The sequence below is a fragment of the Aliiroseovarius marinus genome (assembly GCF_050881025.1).
GTDB lineage: Bacteria > Pseudomonadota > Alphaproteobacteria > Rhodobacterales > Rhodobacteraceae > Aliiroseovarius > Aliiroseovarius marinus_A.
In genome coordinates this window covers 494,635-516,290 of the sequence record NZ_JBNNXQ010000002.1, presented here as the reverse complement: position 1 = coordinate 516,290, position 21,656 = coordinate 494,635, and the positions used below count along the sequence as shown (strand labels likewise).

The window sequence follows — 21,656 nt, the reverse complement described above, 5'->3', positions numbered from 1 at the left end:
TGAAGCTATGCAAAATGACAAGAAATAGCATGCAACCTATTACTCTAGCGCATTCATTGTGAAAACATGCGCATGCTAATCTGGGGCGCGCAACAGGAAAGTCAGACCCCCATGCCCCAGACCTCGCTTCAGGCCCCTGCCGCCGTGATCATGATTCGACCGCATCATTTCCGTCCCAACGCGGAAACCGCGCGGGACAACGGCTTTCAGAGCGTCGCCCCCAAGGGCAGCGAAGAGGCCATGACCAGACGCGCCTATGACGAGGTGACAGGCGCGGTAGAGACCCTGCGTGAGGCCGGTGTCGACGTGACCCTGTTCGAGGATGTCCGCGACGATCGACCGGATGCGGTGTTTCCAAATAATTGGTTTTCGACCCACCCCGGTGGCCATGTGGCAGTTTATCCAATGTATTCCCAAAACCGCCGGATCGAGCGGCGGCAGGACGTGCTCGAATTGTTGAAGACCCGGTTTCGGGTGCAGGACATTATCGACTATTCCGGGCTTGAGCAGGATGGGCTGTTCCTGGAAGGTACCGGCGCAATGGTCTTGGATCACGTCGAGCGTGTGGCCTATGCGGCGCGTTCCAAACGCACCAGTGAAGTGCTTCTGGAGCGCTTCTGCACTCATTTCAACTATGAGCCGATGGTGTTTGATGCCCATGACGCTGCGGGCCTGCCGATCTATCATACGAATGTGCTGATGTGCATTGGCACCGATGTGGCACTGATCGGGCTGGACACCATTCTGGACGTGGCCCGCCGTGAGGAAATCCACGAGCGGTTGGCGCGCGGCGGGCGTGACGTGATTGCGCTCAGTCACGCACAGATTGCAGATTTTGCGGGCAATGCCATCGAGCTGCAGGGGCGTGACGGACGCATCCTTGCCATGTCGCGGCGTGCCGTGGACGCGTTGGAGCCCGAGCAGCGCTGGCGGATCGAGGCCCACTTGAAGATCCTGCCTTTGGACATACCGACCATCGAAATGGCGGGCGGGTCGGTGCGCTGCACCATCGCCGGTATCCACCTGAGCCCACGCCCTACCGCCTCATTGCAAGGAGAAGCCGCATGACCAAAATCCACCTTCTTGGTGTCCCGATGGAAGAAGGCGCGGGGCGGCGCGGTTGCATCATGGGGCCGGCTGCCTATCGCACGGCTGGGTTGGCCGACGAGCTGGCGCTGCTGGGTCACGAGGTCATTGATCTGGGCGACGCAGATCCCGACAGGGTGGACGCGATTGCCACCGAACACGAACACCTGAAGTTTCTGCCCGAAGTGGCGGGTTGGACCCGCAGTCTGCACCGCCACGCGTATGATATGGCGCAGGGTGATGCGCTGCCGATCTATATGGGCGGTGATCACGCGCTGGCACTGGGAACGGTCACCGGCCATGTCGCGGCGGCGGCCCAGATGGGACGGCCGCAATATGTGCTCTGGCTGGATGCGCACTCTGACTTCAACACGCCCGCATCCTCGCCCTCGGGCAATATCCACGGCATGCCGATGGCCTATGCCTGCGGGCTGGACGGGTTCCCGAACCTTCTGGGCAAACCGCTTCCGGCCAAACTTGATCCTAGCAAACTGTGTATGCTGGGTCTGCGCTCGGTGGATCGCGGCGAGCGCGAGCTTCTGCAAAGCTCGGGCGTGCAGGCCCATGACATGCGTGCGATGGATGAACACGGCGTTGTGCGCCTGCTCAGCCCGTTTCTGGATGAGGTGGCGCAGGCAGGTGGGCTTTTGCATGTCAGTCTGGATGTGGATTTCATCGAACCGGATATTGCGCCCGCTGTCGGCACCACCGTGCCGGGCGGCGCCACTTTCCGCGAAGCCCACCTGATCATGGAAATGTTGCATGATAGCGGGTTGGTCACCTCGCTTGATCTTGTCGAACTGAATCCCTTCCTAGACGAACGCGGCCGCACCGCGCGGCTGATGGTCGACCTGACGGCGAGCCTCTTTGGTCGCCGCGTGCTTGACCGTTTCACCACCAGCTATTGAGGTCCAAAGATGCCCCCTCTTCCTTCTGAACTTGCCTATGTCCCCTTCGTGTCGGTCGAACACATGATGGGTCTTGTGCACCATATCGGCATTGAAACCGTGCTGCGCGAGCTGGCGGCCGAGATCGAAAACGACTTCAAACGCTGGGAGCTTTTCGACAAGACCCCCCGCGTGGCCAGCCACTCGGATGTGGGCGTGATCGAGCTGATGCCCACCTCGGATGGCGAGATGTATGGCTTTAAATATGTGAACGGCCATCCCAAGAACACCAAAGAGGGGTTGCAGACCGTGACCGCCTTTGGCCTGCTGGCCGATGTGAACTCGGGCTATCCAAAGCTTCTGTCCGAAATGACCGTGCTGACTGCGCTACGCACCGCCGCCACCAGCGCGATGGTCGCCAAGCATTTGGCCCCGAAGGGCGCAACCACCATGGCGATGATCGGCAATGGCGCGCAGTCTGAGTTTCAGTGTCTGGCCTTCAAGGCGATCTGCGGCATCGACACTGTGCGCCTTTATGACATTGACCCGGCGGCGACGGAAAAGGCTGCGCGCAATTTGGCGGGCAAAGGGTTGACCGTTGTGCCCTGCACATCGGGTGAAGAAAGCATGGAAGGGGCCGAGATTATCACCACCTGCACCGCCGACAAGCAATATGCCACGATCCTGACCGACAATATGATCGGCGAAGGCGTGCATATTAACGCGATCGGCGGGGACTGCCCGGGCAAGACGGAACTGCATCGCGACATCCTTCTGCGGTCGGATATTTTCGTGGAATACCCCGAACAGACATGGGTCGAGGGTGAAATCCAGCAGCTGGATCACGATCATCCGATCACCGAGATGTGGAAGGTCATCACCGGACAGGCCAAAGGGCGCACCTCAGGCAAGCAAATCACGCTTTTCGACAGCGTAGGCTTCGCGATCGAGGATTTTTCGGCCCTGCGCTACATCTCGAACGCCATTCAGGGCACAGCCTTCTTCACCCGGCTGGATATGCTGGCTGATCCCGACGATCCGCGCGATCTGTTTGGCATGTTGGAGCGGTCAAAGGACTGACCCCCACGGCAGGACAAATAAAAGGGGCGCGCACCGGTCTGGTGCGCGCCCCTTTCCTGTCCTTGAAAAACGATCAGGCGATAAAGTCCTTGTACCCTGCTTCGTCCATGTAATCGTCCAGCGGGCTGGTGTCCGAGGCTTTGATCTTGAAGAGCCACGCCTCGCCCTCAGGGTCATCATTCACCTTGCCCGGCTCGTCTACCATCGTCTCGTTTACTTCGGTGATTTCGCCGTCCAGCGGGCTGAGAATATCCGACGCAGCCTTCACGCTTTCGATCACCACAACCTCGTCATCTTTCGAAACCGTGTCGCCCACTTCGGGCAGTTCAAGAAAGACCACATCGCCCAGTTGTTCGGCGGCATGCGCGGTGATGCCAACGACGTAAACGCCATCTTCTTCACGCAGCCATTCGTGTTCTTCAGTGTATTTCATATGGGTCACTCCTCAGGCGTTTGGTCCGACCGTAGCGCCGCGCGCGCGTGGCGGCAAGAGCTTGTGCCCAACGGCATGCAAGTGCAGATTGCCGGCATGAGCAATACGACCGACGACCCGCATTTCTTTGGCTATGGTTCTTTGGTGAACCGGCAAACGCACAGCTATGAAAACCCGCGCGCCGCGCGCGTGACGGGGTGGCATCGGGCATGGCGGCGATCACCTCATCGTGCGCTGTGCTACCTGACCGCGGTGCCCGACAGTTCCGACTATATCGAGGGGCTGATTGCCTCGGTCCCCGGCGCGGATTGGGCAGCATTAGATGAACGGGAACGGGCTTATACGCGGATCGCATTGGGGTCCGAGCTGTCCCATGATGGCACGGCGCTGGAGACGGCCATCTATGCCATCGCTCCGGGGGAACACCATCCGCCCACCGATGAAAACCCGGTGCTTCTAAGCTATCTCGACGTGGTGGTGCAGGGCTATTTCCGCGAGTTCGGAGTGGATGGTGTGACCCATTTCTTTGAAACGACCGAAGGTTGGAACGCCCCCATTCTGGATGACCGCGCGGATCCTATTTACCCGCGCGCGCAGATGCTGACAGCCGAGGAAACCGCACTGGTCGACGAAGGGCTTTCGCGGTTATCGGCGGTTGTGAAAAAGCGAGATGAGACGCGTTTGTCGCTGGTACGGATGCGCGGCACCCGGACATAGACCGGCCTCGGCCTTGCGCAGAACCCGCGCGGACAGAAACAGGGCAACACCGGCAAAGGCCAGCCCGCCTGCAGCCTGTCCGATCAGAACACCGGGCGCGCCCCAATAGGTCGCGCCCAGCATCACCAATGGAATGGTGCCCAGCGTCTGCCGCCCCCAATTCACCCATGTGGAATAGAACGGGTGACCAAGGTTGTTGAAGCTTGCATTGGTCACGAAGATCACACCGTTGAAATACCACGCCAAGGCAAGCGGGCCGCAAAACAGGAAGATCAACTCGCGGCTCAGGCCCTGTGCGTTGAAAAGCCCTGCAATCGCGCCGCGCGCAAGAAACAGCAGCACCGCGACCAAAACAGTAACCACAGCGACGAATATCAAACCATCACGGATCGCGCCGCGCACCCGGTCAATCCGGCCCGCGCCGAAATTTTGTCCGACGATGGGGCCGATGGCACCTGACAGGGCAAAGATCGTCCCGAAGGCCACGGGTACCAGGCGCCCGATCACGGCCATTCCGGCAACCGCATCCTCGCCAAACTCGGCCATGGACCGGGTGACATAGGCTTGCCCGATGGGGGTGGCAAACTGGGTCAGAATGGCGGGCAGGGCGATAGTGGCGATGGCGGTGAAGTCCAGACGGAACTCGGCGCGGGTGGGGCGGTCCAACCCGCCATAGAACCGATAGATCGGATAGATGGACATCGCTGCCATGGTGATCCGTGCCGCGACCGATGCGAGTGCCGCACCGGTCAGATCAAGGTTCAGGCCGAAGATCAAAATCGGGTCCAGAATGGCGTTCACGACGCCCGCACCAATGGTCGCCATCATGGCCCGGCGTGCATCCCCATGGGCGCGCAAGATGGCGCCTCCGACCATGCCGATGATCAGTACAGGCAGGCTGGGCAAGATGATCCTGAGGTAGGATGTGGCAAGGTTCAGCGTGTTGTCAGACGCGCCAAGAAGCGCGACCAGAAATGGCGCATAAGCCCAGACCGCCGCGGTGAAAACAGCCCCAAGCACCACACCGTATAACAGCGCAGTCGCGGCGCGGCGGCGGGCGGTTTGGGCGTCTCCTTCGCCAAGCGCACGCGCCACCAGAGCGCCTGCCGCAATCGACATGCCAATCCCGAAAGACGAGGTGAAGAACAGGATGCCGCCTGCATAGCCCACGGCCGCCGCCAGCTCGTCCCGGCCCAGCATCGAAATGAAGATCATATCGACGAGGTCCACAAGGAAGATCGCCATCAACCCAACCGATGCGGTCAAAGACATGACCGTGATATGCCTGAAAAGACTGCCTTCGAGAAACTTTGCCTGAGCTTCTGCCATGGGTGTTACCTCGCCTGTTCCCTGCCGCCTACCATGACGCAGAACGGGTTGTGCCACCAGTGCTCTTCCTGCACATCACTTGTGCGGCGTTGCAACGAAAAAGGCCACGCAGGTTGCGTGGCCTTCTGGTGGTTTTCTGCGCGGATCAGGCTTTTGCCCGAATGACCTGCAACAAAGGCATCAGTGATGACATGTCCGGGCCGCGTTCCATGCCGGTGACAGCTTTTCTGAGCGGCATGAACAGGCCCTTGCCTTTGCGGCCCGTCGCCTCTTTCACGGCTGTGGTCCAGTTTGACCAGCTGTCACCATCATAAGGCGCGTCGGGCAAAAGGGTCATGGCTTGAGCGATGAAATCGCGGTCTTCGTCGTCGATCAGCGGGGCAGCGCCGTCGCGGCACAGGGCCCACCAACCATCAAGATCAGCCAGCGTCGTGATGTTTTCACGCGCGACGGACCAGAAGGCCTCGGCCAGTTCCGCGGGCACGCCGATTTCGTCCAGCTTGGACTGCACAGCGGACAGCGGCAGCGATGCCAGATGGCGTGCGGTCAGCGGGAACAGGTCCTGCACGTCGAATTTTGTGGGCGCAGCACCGAAGCTGGACAGGTCGAAGCCTTCAATGATCTCGTCCAGCGAGCTGCGCAGTTCAACGGGCTGCGAGGACCCCAGCCGCGCCAGAAGGCTCAAGAGCGCCATCGGCTCGACACCCTGGTCGCGCAGGTCGCGAATGGCCAGCGTACCCAGACGTTTGGACAGCGCCTCGCCCTGCGGACCGGTCAGAAGCGAATGGTGTGCGAAGCTGGGCACCGCGCCGCCAAGGGCTTCGATGATCTGGATTTGCGTGCCGGTGTTGGTCACGTGATCGGACCCGCGCACCACGTGGGTGATGCCAAAGTCGATATCGTCACAAACCGAAGCGAGCGTATAGAGGAACTGCCCGTCGCCACGGATCAGCACCGGGTCTGAAACGGAAGCCGCATCAATCGAGATGTCGCCCAGAATGCCGTCGGTCCAGTTGATCCGCGCGTGATCCAGTTTGAAGCGCCAATGGCCCTGCCCACGCTCTGCGCGCAGGGCGGTTTTTTCGTCCTCGGACAGCGTCAGCGCCGAGCGGTCATAGACCGGCGGCTTGCCCATATTGAGCTGCTTTTTGCGCTTCAGGTCAAGCTCGGTCGGGGTCTCAAAACACTCATAGAAACGGCCCTTGTCGCGCAGTTCCTGCGCGGCGGCTTCATAGCGGTCCAGCCGGTCGGACTGTTTTTCCACCCGGTCCCATGTCAGGCCCAGCCATTCCAGATCTTCCATGATCGCATCGGCATATTCCTGTTTCGACCGTTCCGGGTCGGTGTCGTCAAGACGCAGGATGAACTGCCCGCCCGCCTTGGCGGCGATCAGGTAGTTAAAAAGCGCGGTGCGCAGGTTGCCCACATGGATATAGCCGGTGGGCGACGGGGCGAAACGGGTGGTCGTCATGGGTTGTGTCTCCTTGGCGGCCCGTCTTTCATACTGCGGGGCGTTTGTCCATATCGGGCTGGGCTTGGCTTAGATCAAGTCAGCCCGCGTGAAGATGGCTAAGGTGGCTTCATTAACGCACGAGGACCGCCATGCATTATGTCATTCTTTCCCTGCATCTTCTGGGCGCGGCTATCTGGACGGGCGGGCATATTGTGCTGGCCACGACGGTCCTGCCACGCGCGCTTAAGGCACGCGATCCCGGCATTTTGCTTAGGTTCGAGCAAGGCTATGAAAAAGTCGGCATGCCGGCCTTGCTGGTGCAGGTTGCAACCGGGCTTTGGTTGGCCTGGCAGATGTCGCCATCGATTGCGGCTTGGTTTGGGCGCGACGGAGCACTGGAAACTGCGATCCTAGTGAAGCTTCTGATTTTGCTGACAACCGCAGGGTTTGCGGTGAATGCGCGGTTTAGGGTGATCCCAAACCTCAGCCCCGAAACGCTGCCGATCATGGGCTGGCATATCCGCGCAGTGACGGTGTTGTCGGTGCTTTTTGTGCTGGCCGGTGCATTCATCCGCACGGGTGGGTGGTAGAGGCCCGGCGCTTCAACTGGGTTGGATGGGCCAAGACTTGGCAAGATCAGCAAGGCCTGCCCGGATCAGGTCAGCCAGAACATCAAGGTCAATATCTGCCAGTTTGTTCACGTAAAGGCATGACTTGCCCATCTTGTGTTTGCCCAGCCGGTCCAGAATTGGACCGAAATCGGCATAGCCTGGCATGATGTATATCGAATGGCGCGCCTTGCGGGGTGAAAATCCGGTGGCCAGAAAGTCTCCCTCGCGGCCGCTGTCATAGCGGTAATGGTAGCGGCCATAGCCGATGATGGACGGCCCCCACATGACGGGCTGAAATCCGGTAACCTCGCGAAACAGCTGATCCAGCACACGGGCATCGTCACGCTTCGATGCGGGTTCGACCGCCGCGATAAACGCAGCGGGCGTAGTGTCTGTCGGCTGGGTTTTGTTCTGGACCATGGGGTCAGGATAGGCGGGGGCGGCCCCGCCCGTCCAGCCCGTCAGCTGTTGTCGCGCCAGCGGTTCACAATCGGATAACGGCGATCCAGCCAGAAGCTGCGTTTCGTCAGGCGGGTGCCGGGCGCCGATTGAAAGCGTTTATACTCCGAGATCAGGATCAGGTGTTCGACCTTTTTCACGGTGGCTTTGTCAAAGCCTTCAGCCACCAGCTCGGCCACGGACTTCTCGTCGTCAATCAGCCCTTCAAGGATCGCATCCAGCACCTCGTAGGGGGGCAGGCTGTCTTCGTCTTTCTGATCCGGGCGCAGCTCGGCCGAGGGCGGCTTGTCGATGATCGAGACCGGGATCACCTCGCCGTCGGGGCCTTTCATCCAGTCGCGGTGGTTTTGATTGCGCCAGCGGCATTGTTCAAAAACGCGGATCTTGTAGAGGTCCTTGATCGGGTTATAGCCGCCCGCCATGTCGCCATAGATCGTGGCATAGCCCACCGCGACCTCGGATTTATTACCGGTGGTCAAAAGCATCGCGCCGGTCTTGTTGGACAGCGCCATCAACAAGAGCCCACGCAGGCGGGACTGGATGTTTTCCTCGGTCACGTCGGGTTTTGTGCCTTCAAAAAACGGGGCGAGTGTGTTGGTGATGGCATCGCGCCCTTCTTTGATCGGCACGAAATCATAAGTGCAGCCAAGGCGTTGGGCGATGTCCTTGGCGTCATCCAAAGACCCTTGCGAGGTGTATTCGGACGGCAGCATCACGCAGCGCACGTTCTCGGGCCCCAGCGCGTCGGCGGCGATGGTCGCCACGATGGCGCTGTCGATCCCGCCCGACAGGCCAAGCAGCACCTGTTTGAACCCGGTCTTGCCCATATAGTCGCGCAGGCTCTCGACCATGGCGCGGTAGTCCTGTTCCCATTCGTCGCCATGTGTCGCGATGGGGCCTTGGGTGATGCGCCAGCCCACGTCGGTGTTGGTCAGCTCGATATGGGCAATCTCTTCGTCGAAGGCCGACATCTTCAGGGCCAGTTCTCCGCCCGGGTTCAGGGCAAAGGACCCGCCGTCAAAGACCTGATCATCCTGCCCGCCAACCATGTTCAGATAGACCAAGGGAAGACCTGTTTCGACCACGCGCCCCACCATGTGGTTCATGCGCACGTCAAACTTGTTGCGATAGTAAGGCGACCCGTTGGGGATCAGAAGGAACTCGGCGCCGCTTTCAGCCAGCGTTTCGCAGACGTCCTCGGCGTGCCAGGCATCTTCGCAGATGGGCGTGCCGATGCGGATCGGTCCCAGCGCGTAGGGCCCTTGTGGATCGGCCGAGGTAAAGTGGCGTTCTTCGTCAAAGACGGTTTCATTGGGCAGGCGTTGTTTCAACACGCGCGCCGCGATCTTGCCGCCTTTAAGAATGTAATAGGCGTTATATAGGTCGCGCCCGTCATGATAGGGCGCGCCGATGCCCATTGCGGGGCCATTCGCGCAATCCACGGCCAGCGCGTCGATGGCCGCCATGGCATCGCGATGGAACTGCGGGCGCATCACAAGGTCCTGCGTCTGATATCCCGTCACGAAGGCCTCGGGCAGGGCAACCATATCGCTGCCTGCCTCTTTTGCCGCGGCCCAGGCCGTGCGTGCCTTGTCGGCATTGGCGGCAATCGCCCCCACAGTTGGGTTCAGCTGTGCCAGTGTCAGGCGAAACGTCTCACTCATCGCGCATGTCCTTCTGCCCGGCGCACCCTGCGCCCGGATGGTTCGGCACAGATGTAGCAGGTTTGCGCCAAGGTTAAAGAGCATGCGCGGGAAAACCGTTGTTTCGCCCCCGCACCCGGCATAGGCTGGCGCCGGAAAAGACACTCATTCAAAGAGGTTCGCCATGACATCCTTTCGCGCTGGCATCATCGGCTTTGCAATGCTTGCAGGCACCGGCTTGCCGGCTTCGGCACAGGTCGAGACCAAGCAATACGAGGATGGATCGGTCTATGAAGGCACGTTTCGCGGCGGTGTGCAGCATGGGATGGGCACGCTGCGCCTGACCACGGGCTATGAATATACTGGCGAGTTTTTCGAAGGCGAAATCAAGGGACAGGGCGTGGCGCGTTTCCCCAACGGATCCGTCTATGAGGGCAGTTTCGACAAGGGCAAGCCCGAAGGTTTTGGCAAAATCACCTTCGCGGACGGGTCCACCTTTGAAGGCGACTGGGTGGATGGCAAGATCTCGGGCTCGGGTGTGGCGAGCTATGCCAATGGCATTCAATACGAAGGCGGCTTTCGCAACGCGCTGCATCACGGGCAGGGGCGTCTGCAAAGCCCAACCGGGTATCTTTATGAAGGGGATTGGGTGGCCGGTGTGAAAGTTGGCCGAGGCAAGGAAACCTACTCTGACGGCTCTGTCTATGACGGCGAATTGCGGGCAGGGCTGCGTGACGGCGCGGGCAAGATGACGCAACCGGACGGGATGATGTATGATGGCGGCTGGTCAAAAGGCCAGATGCAGGGGCAGGGCACGCTGACCCAGGCAAATGGCGATGTTTATACGGGCACATTTGAAGCCGGAGCGCGGGTTGGCCAGGGTGTCATCGAATACGCCAATGGTGACCGCTATGAGGGCGCGTTTCTGGGCGACAAACGCCACGGCAAGGGAAGCTTCAAGGGGGCTGACGGATATCTTTACGAAGGCGACTGGATGGATGGGGTCATTGCCGGGCAGGGCATCGCCACCTATCCCGACGGGTCGGTCTATCAGGGCAGTTTCCGCGACGGTTTGGCCGATGGGGCGGGGATGATCGTCTATCCCGACAAAAACGCCTATGAAGGCAATTGGTCGCGCGGCGTGATCGAGGGTCAGGGCATCGCGCGCTATGCAAATGGATCAACCTATGAAGGCTCATTCAAAGAGGCGCTCTATGATGGTGCCGGGCGGCTGACGGCGGCAGATGGATCCGCTTATGAAGGCGCATGGCAAGCCGGTAAGCCGCATGGTCAGGGCGTGTCGCGACTGGCGGACGGGTCCACCTATCAGGGGTCATATGTTGGTGGAATGCGGGAAGGGCAGGGCAAGTTCGCCACGGCCACCGGGTTTGTCTACGAAGGCGACTGGCTGTCAGATGCGTTTCACGGTCAGGGCGTCGCCGTCTATCCGAATGGCGATCGCTATGAAGGTGGGTTTGAGGCCGGCAAACGGCACGGGGCAGGCGTGGTGATCCGCGCAGACGGACGCCGTGAGGAAGGCGTTTGGGAGGCCGGGATCGCATCAGGCTCGGTTGCAACCGAGCCGGCGCCAAGCCTGGATGGTGCCGCCGCGGCGAATGCGGCCAGTGACGCAGGCGGCGCCTCTGCAGCGCAACCTGCCCCCGCGCCGCAACCGGAGGCGGGCGCCAACTGACGCGCCGCGCTGGATTTGTGCTGATTTCGCGACTTTATCCGGTGCCCGCTCGCAAAAAGGGCTTTCCCTCGTGAAAAACCAGCCTATAGTCGCGCCCATGGAATTGCAGACACATATCACATCGTCCCACATTTCGCTGGGCCTTCTGCTACTTCTTAGCCGCCTCTGAGCGTGCCGTTTTGGCGCGACCGCTCAGGGGACACGCCAGCCGCGCCACACACCGGCCCATCCTGCGGGCCAAGGCTAAGAACCCAATATCAAAGAGAATATGACCATGACGAACCCCTCGGATCACGTGTTGATTTTCGACACCACATTGCGTGACGGCGAACAAAGCCCCGGCGCGACCATGACCCATGATGAAAAGCTTGAAATCGCCGAAATGCTGGACGAAATGGGCGTGGACATCATCGAAGCGGGCTTTCCGATTGCCTCGGAAGGTGATTTCGCAGCGGTGTCTGAAATTGCCGAACGGTCGAAAAACTCGACCATTTGCGGGCTGAGCCGCGCCAATTTCAAAGATATCGACCGCTGTGCCGAAGCGGTGCGCAAAGCTGCGAAGCCGCGCATTCACACCTTTATCGGCACCTCTCCCCTGCACCGCGCCATTCCCGACCTGACGCAGGATGAAATGGCGGATTTGATCCATGAAACCGTCAGCCATGCGCGCAATCTGGTGGATGATGTGCAATGGTCCCCGATGGATGCCACGCGCACCGAACATGATTATCTGTGCCGCGTGATCGAGATTGCGATCAAGGCAGGCGCCACCACGATCAACATTCCCGACACGGTGGGCTATACAGCGCCGCGCGAAAGTGCCGACCTGATCCGCATGTTGATCGACCGCGTGCCGGGCGCGGATGAGATCATCTTTGCCACCCATTGTCACAACGATCTGGGCATGGCGACGGCCAACGCTTTGGCTGCGGTTGAGGCTGGCGCGCGCCAGATCGAATGCACCATCAACGGGCTGGGTGAACGCGCGGGCAACACCGCGTTGGAAGAGGTCGTCATGGCGCTGAAAGTGCGCAATGACATCATGCCGTTCCAGACCCAGATCGACACCACGAAGATCATGAATATCTCGCGCCGTGTGGCGCAGGTCTCGGGCTTTGCGGTGCAGTATAACAAGGCCATCGTCGGCAAAAATGCTTTCGCCCATGAAAGCGGTATCCATCAGGATGGTATGCTGAAAAACCCCGAAAACTTCGAGATCATGCGCCCAGAGGATATCGGTCTGGCGGGCACGTCGTTGCCCTTGGGCAAGCATTCGGGCCGGGCGGCGTTGAAGGCCAAGCTCAATGATCTGGGCTTTGACGTGGGCGACAACCAGCTGAAGGACGTCTTCGTGCGCTTCAAGGATCTGGCCGACACCAAGAAAGAGGTGTTCGACGAGGACATCGTGGCCCTGATGACCGATGGCACCGATGACGCCAACGACCAGTTGCAGGTGAAATCCTTGCGCGTGGTTGCGGGCGGCGAAGAAAAGAACTCGGCCGATCTGACCATGACGGTGAACGGGGTCGAACACAAAGTGACCTCGGACGGGGACGGGCCGGTGGATGCCGCGTTCAACTGTGTGAAGCAGATTTTCCCGCACGAAGCCCGTCTGCAGCTTTATCAGGTGCATGCCGTGACCGAAGGCACCGACGCGCAGGCCACCGTGTCGGTTCGCATGGAAGAGAACGGCAAGATCGTGACCGGGCAATCATCGCATACGGATACGATTCTGGCGTCTGTCCGGGCTTATGTGAACGCGCTGAACAACCTGATCACGCGCCGTGAAAAGACCAAACCCGAGGCGGTGTGATCCCACCCTTCGACGCTTGACCTCCATGCGGGCAGGCCTAAAGCGTTTCCAGTTATTGCCCGATCACGGCAATAGCTGGAAACGCCCACCATACTTGCATGTTGCGCAGCGTTTCCACATCACGGTGTTTCAAAGTGATGTGGAAACGCTTTAGACTTGCCCGCATGAACAAAGCGCTTTCCAACCCAACCTATCGGACGCTGTTCACCGCACAGGTGATTGCGCTTTTGGGCACCGGGCTTATGACCATCGCGCTGGGTCTTCTGGCTTACGATCTGGCCGGAGATGCTGCCGGGGCAGTTCTGGGCACCGCGCTTTTCATCAAGATGATCACCTATGTCGGGCTGTCGCCCTTGTTGGCTGCGCTGACGGAACGATTGCCGCGCAAGCCTGTGTTGATTACGGCAGATCTGATCCGTGCGAGCGTTGCCCTGGCGCTGCCTTTTGTATCCGCGCTTTGGCATATCTATGGGCTGATTTTTCTTCTGCAGGCAGCCTCGGCCAGCTTTACGCCCGCTTTTCAGGCCACAATTCCCGATGTCCTGAAGGACGAAGACACATATACGCAGGCGTTATCTCTGTCGCGTCTGGCATACGATCTGGAAAACCTGCTGAGCCCCGCGCTGGCGTCGCTTCTGCTTCTGGTGATCTCGTTTCATGGACTATTTGCCGGCACGGTGCTGGGATTTCTGCTGTCTGCTCTGCTGGTCCAAAGCGTCAGCTTGCCAGTGGTCCAAACAGGTCCGACAGCGCGGCCTTTTCGCGAGCGCCTGATGCATGGCACGCGGATCTATCTGGCCACACCCCGGCTGCGTGGCCTTCTGTCGTTGAACCTGACCACCTCTGCCATTGGTGCATTTGTGCTGGTGAATACAGTGGTCATCGTCAAGTCGGATTACGGCATGGGGGATGGCGCATTGGGTCTTGCCATGGCCGCTTTCGGAGGCGGGTCGATGGCATCGGCGCTTCTGATGCCCCGCCTTTTGCAGCATATGCGTGAACGCGATGTGATGCTGCCCGCTGCAACCTTCCTAACCGGATTTGCCTTTTTGCTCGCGGGGCTGTTCTGGGGGGAAACCTTGCCCGCATGGCCTTTGTTCCTTGCGCTCTGGGGGATGATCGGCGCGGCGTATTCGGCGGTTTTGACGCCCTCCGGGCGGCTGTTGCGTGTCTCGTCGCATGCCAAGGACCGACCGGCCATTTTCGCGGCGCAGTTTGCTTTGTCTCATGCTTGCTGGCTGGTGACCTATCCGCTGGCGGGGTGGGGTGGGCAGGCATTTGGCCTTCCGCTCACCATTTTGATCCTTGGCATGCTTGGGTTGTCTGGCGTGTTTCTGGCGACATGGTATTGGCCCAAGAAAGCGGAGCGTGAGATTGAACATAGCCACCCGGAATTGCCGCCAGACCATCCCCATCTTCTGGCCCATAAAGGCAAAGGTGCGCGTCACATCCATGCTTTTGTGATCGATGACGAGCATCGCGTCTGGCCAACACATGGCTGATCAAGGTGCCAAACCTTTGGGAAAATCCTGAAATACGTGGGCGATAAGCCGCTTGCCTGTGTTCATTAGGGCTTTCGCCCATGCGCGCTGTTCCTTATATATCGCCCGTCTGCGCCTTCTGGGGGAGTCGCGGATCTGAAGGGTTTTTTATGGGATAGGCATCCAATGGCTGGGCTTTCGAGTTTGTTTTCATCTGACATGGCAATTGACCTCGGGACCGCGAATACGCTGGTCTATGTGAAGGGCAAAGGTGTCATTCTGAACGAACCGTCGGTTGTGGCCTATCATGTCAAAGATGGCGTGAAGAAAGTGCTGGCCGTGGGCGAGGACGCCAAGCTGATGCTGGGCCGCACGCCGGGCTCTATCGAGGCCATCCGCCCCATGCGCGAAGGCGTGATCGCGGATTTTGACAGTGCGGAAGAGATGATCAAACACTTCATCCGCAAGGTTCACAAACGCACCACTTTCTCGAAGCCGAAAATCATCGTCTGCGTGCCCCATGGCGCAACGCCGGTTGAAAAACGCGCCATTCGTCAGTCGGTCCTGTCCGCAGGCGCCCGCCGTGCGGGGCTGGTGGCCGAACCCATCGCCGCGGCAATTGGTGCAGGCATGCCGATCACTGACCCGACCGGCAACATGGTTGTGGACATCGGCGGCGGTACCACCGAGGTGGCCGTCATGTCGCTGGGTGACATCGTATATGCGCGTTCGGTGCGCGTGGGTGGCGACCGTATGGATGATGCCATCATCAACTACCTGCGCCGCCAGCAGAACCTTCTGGTCGGTGAAACCACCGCCGAACGTATCAAAACCACCATCGGCACCGCACGGATGCCCGATGACGGACGCGGCACCTCGTTGCAGATCCGGGGTCGTGACCTTCTGAACGGTGTGCCCAAGGAAACCGAGATCAACCAGGCACAGGTTGCCGAAGCACTGGCCGAGCCGGTGCAGCAGATTTGCGAAGCGGTGATGACCGCGCTGGAAGCCACGCCCCCCGATCTGGCCGCCGATATTGTTGACCGTGGCGTCATGCTGACGGGTGGCGGCGCGCTGTTGGGCGAGCTGGATCTGGCTCTGCGCGAACAGACCGGCCTGTCCATTTCGGTGGCAGATGAAAGCCTGAACTGTGTGGCGCTGGGCACCGGCAAGGCGCTGGAATTTGAAAAACAGCTGCGTCATGTGATTGACTACGACAGCTAAGTGATGCGGCTTGGCCCTTTGGGGCTGGCTGGAAACATCCCTGTTGTGAAAGTGAAAACGTAAAGCGGAGACTGGTTTGGCCAAAGCCCCTCAATCCTCCGAGACCTACGTCCGCCCTCTGCGGCGGCTTCTGGTCGGGCTGATGATGGCGGTGCTGATCCTGTTCTTTCTGGTCTGGCGCATCGACAGCCCCCGCGTAGAACGGTTTCGTGCAGGCCTGATTGACCGCTTTGTCCCCAGCTTTGAATGGACCCTGGTGCCGGTCACGCGGCTGGTCGGGATGGTCGAGGATTTCCAGTCCTACCAGCGCATCTATGAACAAAACCAAGAGCTGCGCCGCGAGCTGCAACAGATGAAGGCGTGGAAAGAAGCAGCGCTTCAGCTGGAACAGGAAAACGCCCAGCTTCTGAACCTGAACAATGTGCGGGTTGATGCGCAGCTCAGCTATGTGACCGGCGTGGTGCTGGCCGATAGCGGCTCGCCGTTTCGCCAGTCGGTGCTTTTGAACATCGGCACCCGTGACGGGATTGTTGATGGCTGGGCCGCCACGGACGGGTTGGGCATCGCGGGTCGGATCTCGGGTGTGGGCAAACAAACCTCCCGTGTGATTTTGCTGACAGATTCAAACAGCCGTATTCCGGTCACGGTACAGCCTTCCGGGCAGAATGCGCTTTTGGTGGGCGACAATACCGCCGCCCCGCCACTGGAATTTCTGGAAAGCCCAGACAAAGTGCGACCGGGGGACCGTGTCGTATCGTCGGGCGACGGGGGCGTGTTCCCTGCCGGGCTTTTGGTTGGCCTTGTGGCGATGGGCACGGATCGTCGCCTGCGTGTGCGCTTGTCAGCGGATTACGAGCGGCTGCAATTCCTGCGCGTCCTGCGCAGCCATCCGGGTGAGCAGGTGGATGACAATGGCGCTTTGATTGTCACGACCCCGACGCAAGCCCCGGCTGCGACACCCGGCACGGAAGGCGCAGAGCCAAGCAGCGCGGAGGGCGACGGATGATTGATCATCTGGTCCTTGTGCGGTGGCTCTTTCGTCTGGGGCTTGTGGTGCTGACCCTGATCCTGATTTTTGTGCAAATTTTGCCGCTGGACCTAACGCCCGGACGCTTTCCGGGGCCTGATCTGATGCTGGCCATTGTTATGGCGCTGGTTTTGCGCCGACCCGATTATGCCCCTGCGGCGCTGATTGTGGCGCTGTTTTTCCTGATGGATATGCTGTTTCAGCGCGTGCCCGCCGTTTGGACGCTGGCCGTTTTGACGGGCACGGAGTTTTTGCGCAACCGCGAACACTCCATGCGTGAGCAGCCTTTTTGGATTGAATGGGCCTATGTTGCGGGGGTCCTTGCTGTGATGGAATTGGGCCGCCGCCTGTTGCTGACAGTTTTCTTCGTGGAGCAGGTGCCGCTTGGGCGCGAGCTGTTGGCCGTTTTGATGACCGCGCTGATCTATCCGCTTGTGGTTTTCGTGGTCGAGTTCGTTTTGGGCATTGATAAAATGCAGCCAGGCGAAGACGCGCGCACACGGCAAGCCTCATGAAACGATCCGCTGCAGATACCGAAGCAAGTGCCGGCAAAATCACCCGGCGCGGGTTGTTTTTGGGCGGGCTACAGGTGTCCTTTGCGGCCCTTCTGGTGGGGCGCATGCGCTTCATGCAGGTGGATCAGGCGGATGAATATCGCACCCTTGCCGAAGAAAATCGCATCAAGTTTCAGCTGATCCCGCCCGCGCGTGGTCTTGTGCATGACCGCAATGGCGTTCTTTTGGCTGGCAACGAACAGAACTATCGCATCGTGATGGTGCGCGAAGATGCTGGCGACCCCGAGGCTGTTTTGGATCGTCTGCGCCGGGTGGTCTGGATCGAGGATGAAGACATCAAGCGCGCGCTGGACGAGATGCGCCGCCGCAGCCCCTTTGTTCCGGTCACAGTGGCCGACCGGATTGACTGGAAAGATGTGGCCGAGGTTGCGGTAAACGCCCCCGCGCTACCCGGTGTCACACCCGAGGTTGGCCTGTCGCGCATCTATCCCCGCGCCGATGATTTTGCCCATATTCTGGGCTATGTTGGCCCGGTGTCGGATTACGATTTGTCGAAGCTCGAGGACCCGGACCCGCTTTTGCAAATCCCGCGCTTTCAGATTGGCAAATCCGGTATCGAAGCAAAACTGGAACTGGATTTGCGCGGGTCGGCGGGCACGCGCAGGGTTGAAGTGAACGCGGTTGGGCGTGAAATGCGCGAGCTGGGCCGCGAAGAAGGACGTGCCGGGGACAATATCCAGATCACCATTGATGCAGAGCTTCAGGCCTATGTTCAGGCGCGCCTGGCTGGTGAAAGCGCGGCCGCTGTGGTGATGGACACGGTGACAGGCGATATTCTGGCCATTGGCTCGGCCCCGACCTTTGACCCGAATAAATTTGTGCGTGGCATCTCCAGTGCCGATTACAAAGCTCTTCTGGATGACAAGTATCGCCCGCTGGCGGCAAAACCTGCTCAGGGCACTTATCCGCCGGGATCAACCTTCAAAATGGTCACGGCGCTGGCGGCCCTTGAAGACGGGGTGATCCGCCCCGGGGAAACCGTGCGCTGCACCGGCAAGGTCGAAGTGCATTCGCGCAATTTCCACTGCTGGAAACGCTCCGGTCACGGCAGCGTTGATCTTGTCAAAAGCCTGCGTGAAAGCTGTGACGTTTATTATTACGAGATTGCGCAACGGGTCGGGATCGAGAAAATCTCGGCCATGGCGCGCCGTCTTGGGCTGGGGAAACGCCATGATGTGCCGCTGTCGGCTGTGGCTCAGGGGCTGATGCCGACCAAAGCCTGGAAACGCGAAGCGCGCGGGGCGGACTGGGTCGTGGGCGACAGTCTGAACGCCGGGATCGGGCAGGGCTTTGTGCTGGCCTCGCCGCTGCAATTGGCGGTGATGACGGCACGTCTGTCCACGGGAAAAGTGATTTCGCCACGTCTTGTCAGGTCGGTGAACGGGGTCGAGGCGCCGGTGCGCGATGATGGGCCTTTAGATCTGGACCCGGATAATCTGGCTTTGATCCGCAAGGGGATGTTCGAGGTCGTGAACGCGCGGCGCGGCACCGCAGGCCGGTCGAAAGTGGTGGCCGACGGGCTGCGCATGGCCGGCAAGACCGGCACCAGCCAGGTGCGCAACATCACCAAGGCGGAACGTGCGCGCGGTGTGACCCGCAACGAAGACCTGCCTTGGGAACGGCGCGACCACGCGCTGTTTGTGGGCTATGCGCCCCATGACAACCCGCGCTATGCGGTGTCCGTGGTGGTGGAACATGGCGGCGGTGGCTCGACCGCGGCGGCCCCGATCGCGCGCGATGTGATGCTGCAGGCGGTTTATGGTGGGCAGCCACCATTGGATGCCTACCCCTCCAGCCAGCGCGGCACCATCCGCTCGCGTCAGCGCGACATCAAAGAGATGCTGGATATGCCCCCTGCAGACCGCGCCCGCGCGGCAGAGGGGCGCGCATGAGCTATCTTGAATACAATGTGAAATACGTGCCCTCGGGGCTGCGTAAGGTGTTCTATCTGAACTGGTTTTTGGTGTTTTTGCTGGCTGCGGTGGCCTGCGTCGGTTTCATGATGCTCTATTCCGTGGCGGGCGGGCGTATGGACCCCTGGGCCGCGGCTCAGATGAAGCGGTTCGCAATGGGCATGACGCTGATGTTCATCATCGCCATGGTGCCAATCTGGTTTTGGCGCAACATGGCCGGGCTTGGTTATCTGTTGTCCTTGGTGCTGCTTTTGCTGGTCGAACTGGTGGGCACCACCGGCATGGGCGCGCAGCGTTGGATTGACCTTGGCTTCATGCGGCTGCAGCCATCGGAGTTGATGAAAATCAGCCTCGTGATGATACTGGCTGCCTATTACGACTGGCTGGACGTGAAAAAAGTGTCGCGCCCGCTTTGGGTACTTTTGCCGGTCCTTCTTATCCTGCTGCCCACAGTGCTTGTGCTGAAACAGCCCGATCTTGGAACCTCGATCCTTCTGGTCACAGGGGGCGGTGTGATCATGTTTCTTGCGGGTGTCAGCCTTTGGTATTTTGGTGCGGTGATCGCCGCTGGGATTGGCTTGGTAACTTCTGTCTTCATGTCGCGCGGCACCAGCTGGCAGCTGTTGAAAGACTATCAGTACCGTCGCATCGACACCTTCCTTGACCCGGCCTCGGACCCTCTGGGGGCGGGCTATCACATCACGCAATCCAAGATCGCGCTTGGGTCGGGCGGATGGACCGGGCGCGGTTTTATGCAAGGCACGCAATCGCGTCTGAACTTCCTGCCTGAAAAGCATACGGATTTCATCTTCACCACTCTGGCCGAAGAGTTTGGCTTTCTGGGTGGGGTGTCGCTGTTGATGCTCTACATCCTGATCATCCTGTTTTGCATCCTCTCTGCACTACAGAACAAAGACCGCTTCAGCTCGCTTCTGATCCTTGGTATCGCCGTGACGTTTTTCCTTTTCTTCGCGGTAAATATGTCGATGGTGATGGGGCTGGCACCGGTGGTGGGCGTACCCCTTCCGATGGTCAGCTATGGTGGCTCTGCCATGCTGGTGTTGCTGGTAGGGTTCGGGCTGGTCCAAAGCGCACATGTCCATAGAGCGAGGCAGAAAAGATGAGCGTGAACATCCTTTACGCAGGCAACCCAGGCCGCTGGGAAGTCTACCAACGCGAAATCACAACAGCACTGGACGACTACGGGATCGACGCGGTGCTATCGCCTGACATCCCCCATTCCGACGTGGATTATATCGTCTACGATCCCAATGGTCCGGTGCAGGATTTTTCCGATTTCCCACGTGCCAAGGCGGTGCTGGGCCTATGGGCCGGGGTCGAGCGGATCGTCTATAACCCGACGCTGCTTTTGCCCTATTCGCGTATGGTCGATAGCGGCCTGACCGAAGGCATGCGTGAATGGGTGGTGGGTCATGTGCTGCGCCATCATCTGGAAATGGACCAGGACATCCACCGCACCACACCCGCGTGGGGCCGTCTTGCCCCGCCGCTGGCACGCGACCGCCGCGTGGGCATCCTTGGCCTTGGCGAGCTGGGCAAGGTCGCGGCCTGCGCCCTGAATGCGCTGAACTTCCCGGTGACCGGCTGGAGCCGGGGCGAGAAACAGATCGAAGGCGTCACCTGCCTGCATGGCGACGATGGGCTTGAGAGGGTGCTGAATACCTCGGACATTCTGGTGCTGCTTTTGCCCGCGACCAAGGCCACCGACAACCTGCTGAATGCCGAACGGCTTGCCATGCTGCCCAAAGGGGCGGTGATCATCAACCCGGGCCGTGGCCCATTGATCGACGATGCAGCGCTTCTGGATGCTCTGGACAACGGTCACTTGTCCCACGCCACGCTGGATGTGTTCCGCGTCGAACCCCTGCCGGATGACGACCCGTTCTGGACCCATCCGAAGGTCACCGTGACCCCTCATATCGCCTCGGACACCCGCCCGGACACAGCCGCGCGCGTCATTGCTGAAAACATCCGGCGCGGCGAGGCCAAGGAACCCTTCCTGCACCTTGTGGACAAGAAAGCCGGGTACTGACCACTCATTTTCTTGTCACAAATACCTCGGGGTAGCGACAAATCGAAGATTTGGCGCGTAGGGGCAGCGCCCCTTTCCTCCGCGCAGCGGCGCATCTCTGAACGCCTCGCGGAGCGAGCTACCGACAGCCCGCATCTTCAAAAAATGCGCTCCCGCCCCTTACGTGACCTGACGGTCCG

At 60.0% G+C, this 21,656-nt stretch carries 19 protein-coding genes; 14 read left to right on the top strand and 5 right to left on the bottom strand.

Going from position 1 to position 21,656, the window contains the following annotated elements:
• Positions 1-66 precede the first annotated feature (66 nt).
• From ctlX to ACRY08_RS08000, 3 genes are read left to right on the top strand one after another with little or no spacing between them, the layout of a single operon-like run.
• A complete protein-coding gene (ctlX, locus tag ACRY08_RS08010; RefSeq protein WP_432449384.1) occupies positions 67-1,068 on the top strand; it encodes a citrulline utilization hydrolase CtlX in 1,002 nt (333 codons plus the stop codon).
• Entirely contained in the window at positions 1,065-1,994 is a 930-nt protein-coding gene (gene rocF / locus ACRY08_RS08005) for an arginase (protein ID WP_432449383.1), read from the top strand. Before ctlX ends, rocF begins: the two co-directional genes overlap by 4 nt.
• Before the next feature lie 9 nt (positions 1,995-2,003).
• Positions 2,004-3,053 carry an ornithine cyclodeaminase gene (locus tag ACRY08_RS08000; RefSeq protein WP_432449382.1) on the top strand — a complete coding sequence of 350 codons (1,050 nt, stop codon included), beginning with the start codon at positions 2,004-2,006 and terminating at the stop codon, positions 3,051-3,053.
• A gap of 73 nt (positions 3,054-3,126) precedes the next feature.
• On the opposite strand, the gene gcvH is transcribed toward ACRY08_RS08000, so the two are convergent.
• A complete protein-coding gene (gene gcvH / locus ACRY08_RS07995) occupies positions 3,127-3,486 on the bottom strand; it encodes a glycine cleavage system protein GcvH (RefSeq protein ID WP_432449381.1) in 360 nt (119 codons plus the stop codon).
• A 96-nt stretch (positions 3,487-3,582) separates the two neighbouring features.
• Here gcvH and ACRY08_RS07990 point away from each other — a divergent pair, with 96 nt between their 5' ends.
• Positions 3,583-4,203 carry a gamma-glutamylcyclotransferase family protein gene (locus ACRY08_RS07990; protein WP_432449380.1) on the top strand — a complete coding sequence of 207 codons (621 nt, stop codon included), beginning with the start codon at positions 3,583-3,585 and terminating at the stop codon, positions 4,201-4,203.
• On the opposite strand, the gene ACRY08_RS07985 is transcribed toward ACRY08_RS07990, so the two are convergent.
• Entirely contained in the window at positions 4,132-5,532 is a 1,401-nt protein-coding gene (locus ACRY08_RS07985; protein WP_432449379.1) for an MATE family efflux transporter, read from the bottom strand. The genes ACRY08_RS07990 and ACRY08_RS07985 overlap by 72 nt on opposite strands.
• A gap of 145 nt (positions 5,533-5,677) precedes the next feature.
• Positions 5,678-7,003: a glutamate--tRNA ligase gene (gltX, locus tag ACRY08_RS07980; protein ID WP_432449378.1), complete on the bottom strand. Its 1,326-nt coding sequence runs from the start codon at positions 7,001-7,003 to the stop codon at positions 5,678-5,680.
• Between the two features lie 131 nt (positions 7,004-7,134).
• On the opposite strand from gltX, the gene ACRY08_RS07975 reads away from it, so the two are divergent.
• Positions 7,135-7,575: a hypothetical protein gene (locus ACRY08_RS07975; RefSeq protein WP_432449377.1), complete on the top strand. Its 441-nt coding sequence runs from the start codon at positions 7,135-7,137 to the stop codon at positions 7,573-7,575.
• A 12-nt stretch (positions 7,576-7,587) separates the two neighbouring features.
• On the opposite strand, the gene ACRY08_RS07970 is transcribed toward ACRY08_RS07975, so the two are convergent.
• Together ACRY08_RS07970 and ACRY08_RS07965 are read right to left on the bottom strand one after the other, a co-directional pair.
• Positions 7,588-8,016 carry a DUF1801 domain-containing protein gene (locus ACRY08_RS07970; protein WP_432449376.1) on the bottom strand — a complete coding sequence of 143 codons (429 nt, stop codon included), beginning with the start codon at positions 8,014-8,016 and terminating at the stop codon, positions 7,588-7,590.
• A gap of 41 nt (positions 8,017-8,057) precedes the next feature.
• Complete coding sequence (locus tag ACRY08_RS07965; protein WP_432449375.1) at positions 8,058-9,719, bottom strand: NAD+ synthase; 1,662 nt, start codon at positions 9,717-9,719, stop codon at positions 8,058-8,060.
• Between the two features lie 163 nt (positions 9,720-9,882).
• Here ACRY08_RS07965 and ACRY08_RS07960 point away from each other — a divergent pair, with 163 nt between their 5' ends.
• The 9 genes from ACRY08_RS07960 to ACRY08_RS07920 all read left to right on the top strand — a co-directional run bounded on the left by ACRY08_RS07960 (position 9,883) and on the right by ACRY08_RS07920 (position 21,477).
• Positions 9,883-11,391 carry a 2-isopropylmalate synthase gene (locus ACRY08_RS07960; protein WP_432449374.1) on the top strand — a complete coding sequence of 503 codons (1,509 nt, stop codon included), beginning with the start codon at positions 9,883-9,885 and terminating at the stop codon, positions 11,389-11,391.
• Positions 11,392-11,659: 268 nt separating this feature from the next.
• The gene (locus tag ACRY08_RS07955) at positions 11,660-13,204 is read left to right on the top strand and encodes a 2-isopropylmalate synthase (RefSeq protein WP_432449373.1); all 1,545 of its coding nucleotides are present in this window, start codon (positions 11,660-11,662) and stop codon (positions 13,202-13,204) included.
• A 98-nt stretch (positions 13,205-13,302) separates the two neighbouring features.
• Complete coding sequence (locus tag ACRY08_RS07950) at positions 13,303-14,706, top strand: MFS transporter (protein ID WP_432449372.1); 1,404 nt, start codon at positions 13,303-13,305, stop codon at positions 14,704-14,706.
• Positions 14,707-14,871: 165 nt separating this feature from the next.
• Complete coding sequence (locus ACRY08_RS07945) at positions 14,872-15,909, top strand: rod shape-determining protein (RefSeq protein WP_432449371.1); 1,038 nt, start codon at positions 14,872-14,874, stop codon at positions 15,907-15,909.
• Positions 15,910-16,051: 142 nt separating this feature from the next.
• Entirely contained in the window at positions 16,052-16,915 is an 864-nt protein-coding gene (gene mreC / locus ACRY08_RS07940) for a rod shape-determining protein MreC (RefSeq protein ID WP_432449620.1), read from the top strand.
• Positions 16,912-17,451, top strand: coding sequence for a rod shape-determining protein MreD (locus tag ACRY08_RS07935; protein WP_432449370.1), 540 nt, complete (start codon positions 16,912-16,914; stop codon positions 17,449-17,451). The genes mreC and ACRY08_RS07935 overlap by 4 nt, the downstream gene beginning before the upstream one ends.
• Positions 17,448-19,403, top strand: coding sequence for a penicillin-binding protein 2 (gene mrdA / locus ACRY08_RS07930; protein ID WP_432449369.1), 1,956 nt, complete (start codon positions 17,448-17,450; stop codon positions 19,401-19,403). Before ACRY08_RS07935 ends, mrdA begins: the two co-directional genes overlap by 4 nt.
• Complete coding sequence (gene rodA / locus ACRY08_RS07925; RefSeq protein WP_432449368.1) at positions 19,400-20,548, top strand: rod shape-determining protein RodA; 1,149 nt, start codon at positions 19,400-19,402, stop codon at positions 20,546-20,548. The genes mrdA and rodA overlap by 4 nt, the downstream gene beginning before the upstream one ends.
• Positions 20,545-21,477, top strand: coding sequence for a 2-hydroxyacid dehydrogenase (locus ACRY08_RS07920; protein ID WP_432449367.1), 933 nt, complete (start codon positions 20,545-20,547; stop codon positions 21,475-21,477). The genes rodA and ACRY08_RS07920 overlap by 4 nt, the downstream gene beginning before the upstream one ends.
• Positions 21,478-21,656: the final 179 nt, after the last annotated feature.

Coding starts and splice junctions, on each gene's coding strand:
- ACRY08_RS07975 (WP_432449377.1), top strand. CDS start 7,135: ATGCATTATGTCATTCTTTCCCTGCATCTTCTGGGCGCGGCTATCTGG.
- gcvH (WP_432449381.1), bottom strand. CDS start 3,486: ATGAAATACACTGAAGAACACGAATGGCTGCGTGAAGAAGATGGCGTT.
- ctlX (WP_432449384.1), top strand. CDS start 67: ATGCGCATGCTAATCTGGGGCGCGCAACAGGAAAGTCAGACCCCCATG.
- ACRY08_RS07955 (WP_432449373.1), top strand. CDS start 11,660: ATGACCATGACGAACCCCTCGGATCACGTGTTGATTTTCGACACCACA.
- ACRY08_RS07920 (WP_432449367.1), top strand. CDS start 20,545: ATGAGCGTGAACATCCTTTACGCAGGCAACCCAGGCCGCTGGGAAGTC.
- ACRY08_RS07960 (WP_432449374.1), top strand. CDS start 9,883: ATGACATCCTTTCGCGCTGGCATCATCGGCTTTGCAATGCTTGCAGGC.
- ACRY08_RS07950 (WP_432449372.1), top strand. CDS start 13,303: ATGTTGCGCAGCGTTTCCACATCACGGTGTTTCAAAGTGATGTGGAAA.
- ACRY08_RS07945 (WP_432449371.1), top strand. CDS start 14,872: ATGGCTGGGCTTTCGAGTTTGTTTTCATCTGACATGGCAATTGACCTC.
- ACRY08_RS07965 (WP_432449375.1), bottom strand. CDS start 9,719: ATGAGTGAGACGTTTCGCCTGACACTGGCACAGCTGAACCCAACTGTG.
- ACRY08_RS07970 (WP_432449376.1), bottom strand. CDS start 8,016: ATGGTCCAGAACAAAACCCAGCCGACAGACACTACGCCCGCTGCGTTT.
- ACRY08_RS08000 (WP_432449382.1), top strand. CDS start 2,004: ATGCCCCCTCTTCCTTCTGAACTTGCCTATGTCCCCTTCGTGTCGGTC.
- rocF (WP_432449383.1), top strand. CDS start 1,065: ATGACCAAAATCCACCTTCTTGGTGTCCCGATGGAAGAAGGCGCGGGG.
- rodA (WP_432449368.1), top strand. CDS start 19,400: ATGAGCTATCTTGAATACAATGTGAAATACGTGCCCTCGGGGCTGCGT.
- gltX (WP_432449378.1), bottom strand. CDS start 7,003: ATGACGACCACCCGTTTCGCCCCGTCGCCCACCGGCTATATCCATGTG.
- ACRY08_RS07935 (WP_432449370.1), top strand. CDS start 16,912: ATGATTGATCATCTGGTCCTTGTGCGGTGGCTCTTTCGTCTGGGGCTT.
- mrdA (WP_432449369.1), top strand. CDS start 17,448: ATGAAACGATCCGCTGCAGATACCGAAGCAAGTGCCGGCAAAATCACC.
- ACRY08_RS07990 (WP_432449380.1), top strand. CDS start 3,583: ATGAGCAATACGACCGACGACCCGCATTTCTTTGGCTATGGTTCTTTG.
- mreC (WP_432449620.1), top strand. CDS start 16,052: ATGATGGCGGTGCTGATCCTGTTCTTTCTGGTCTGGCGCATCGACAGC.
- ACRY08_RS07985 (WP_432449379.1), bottom strand. CDS start 5,532: ATGGCAGAAGCTCAGGCAAAGTTTCTCGAAGGCAGTCTTTTCAGGCAT.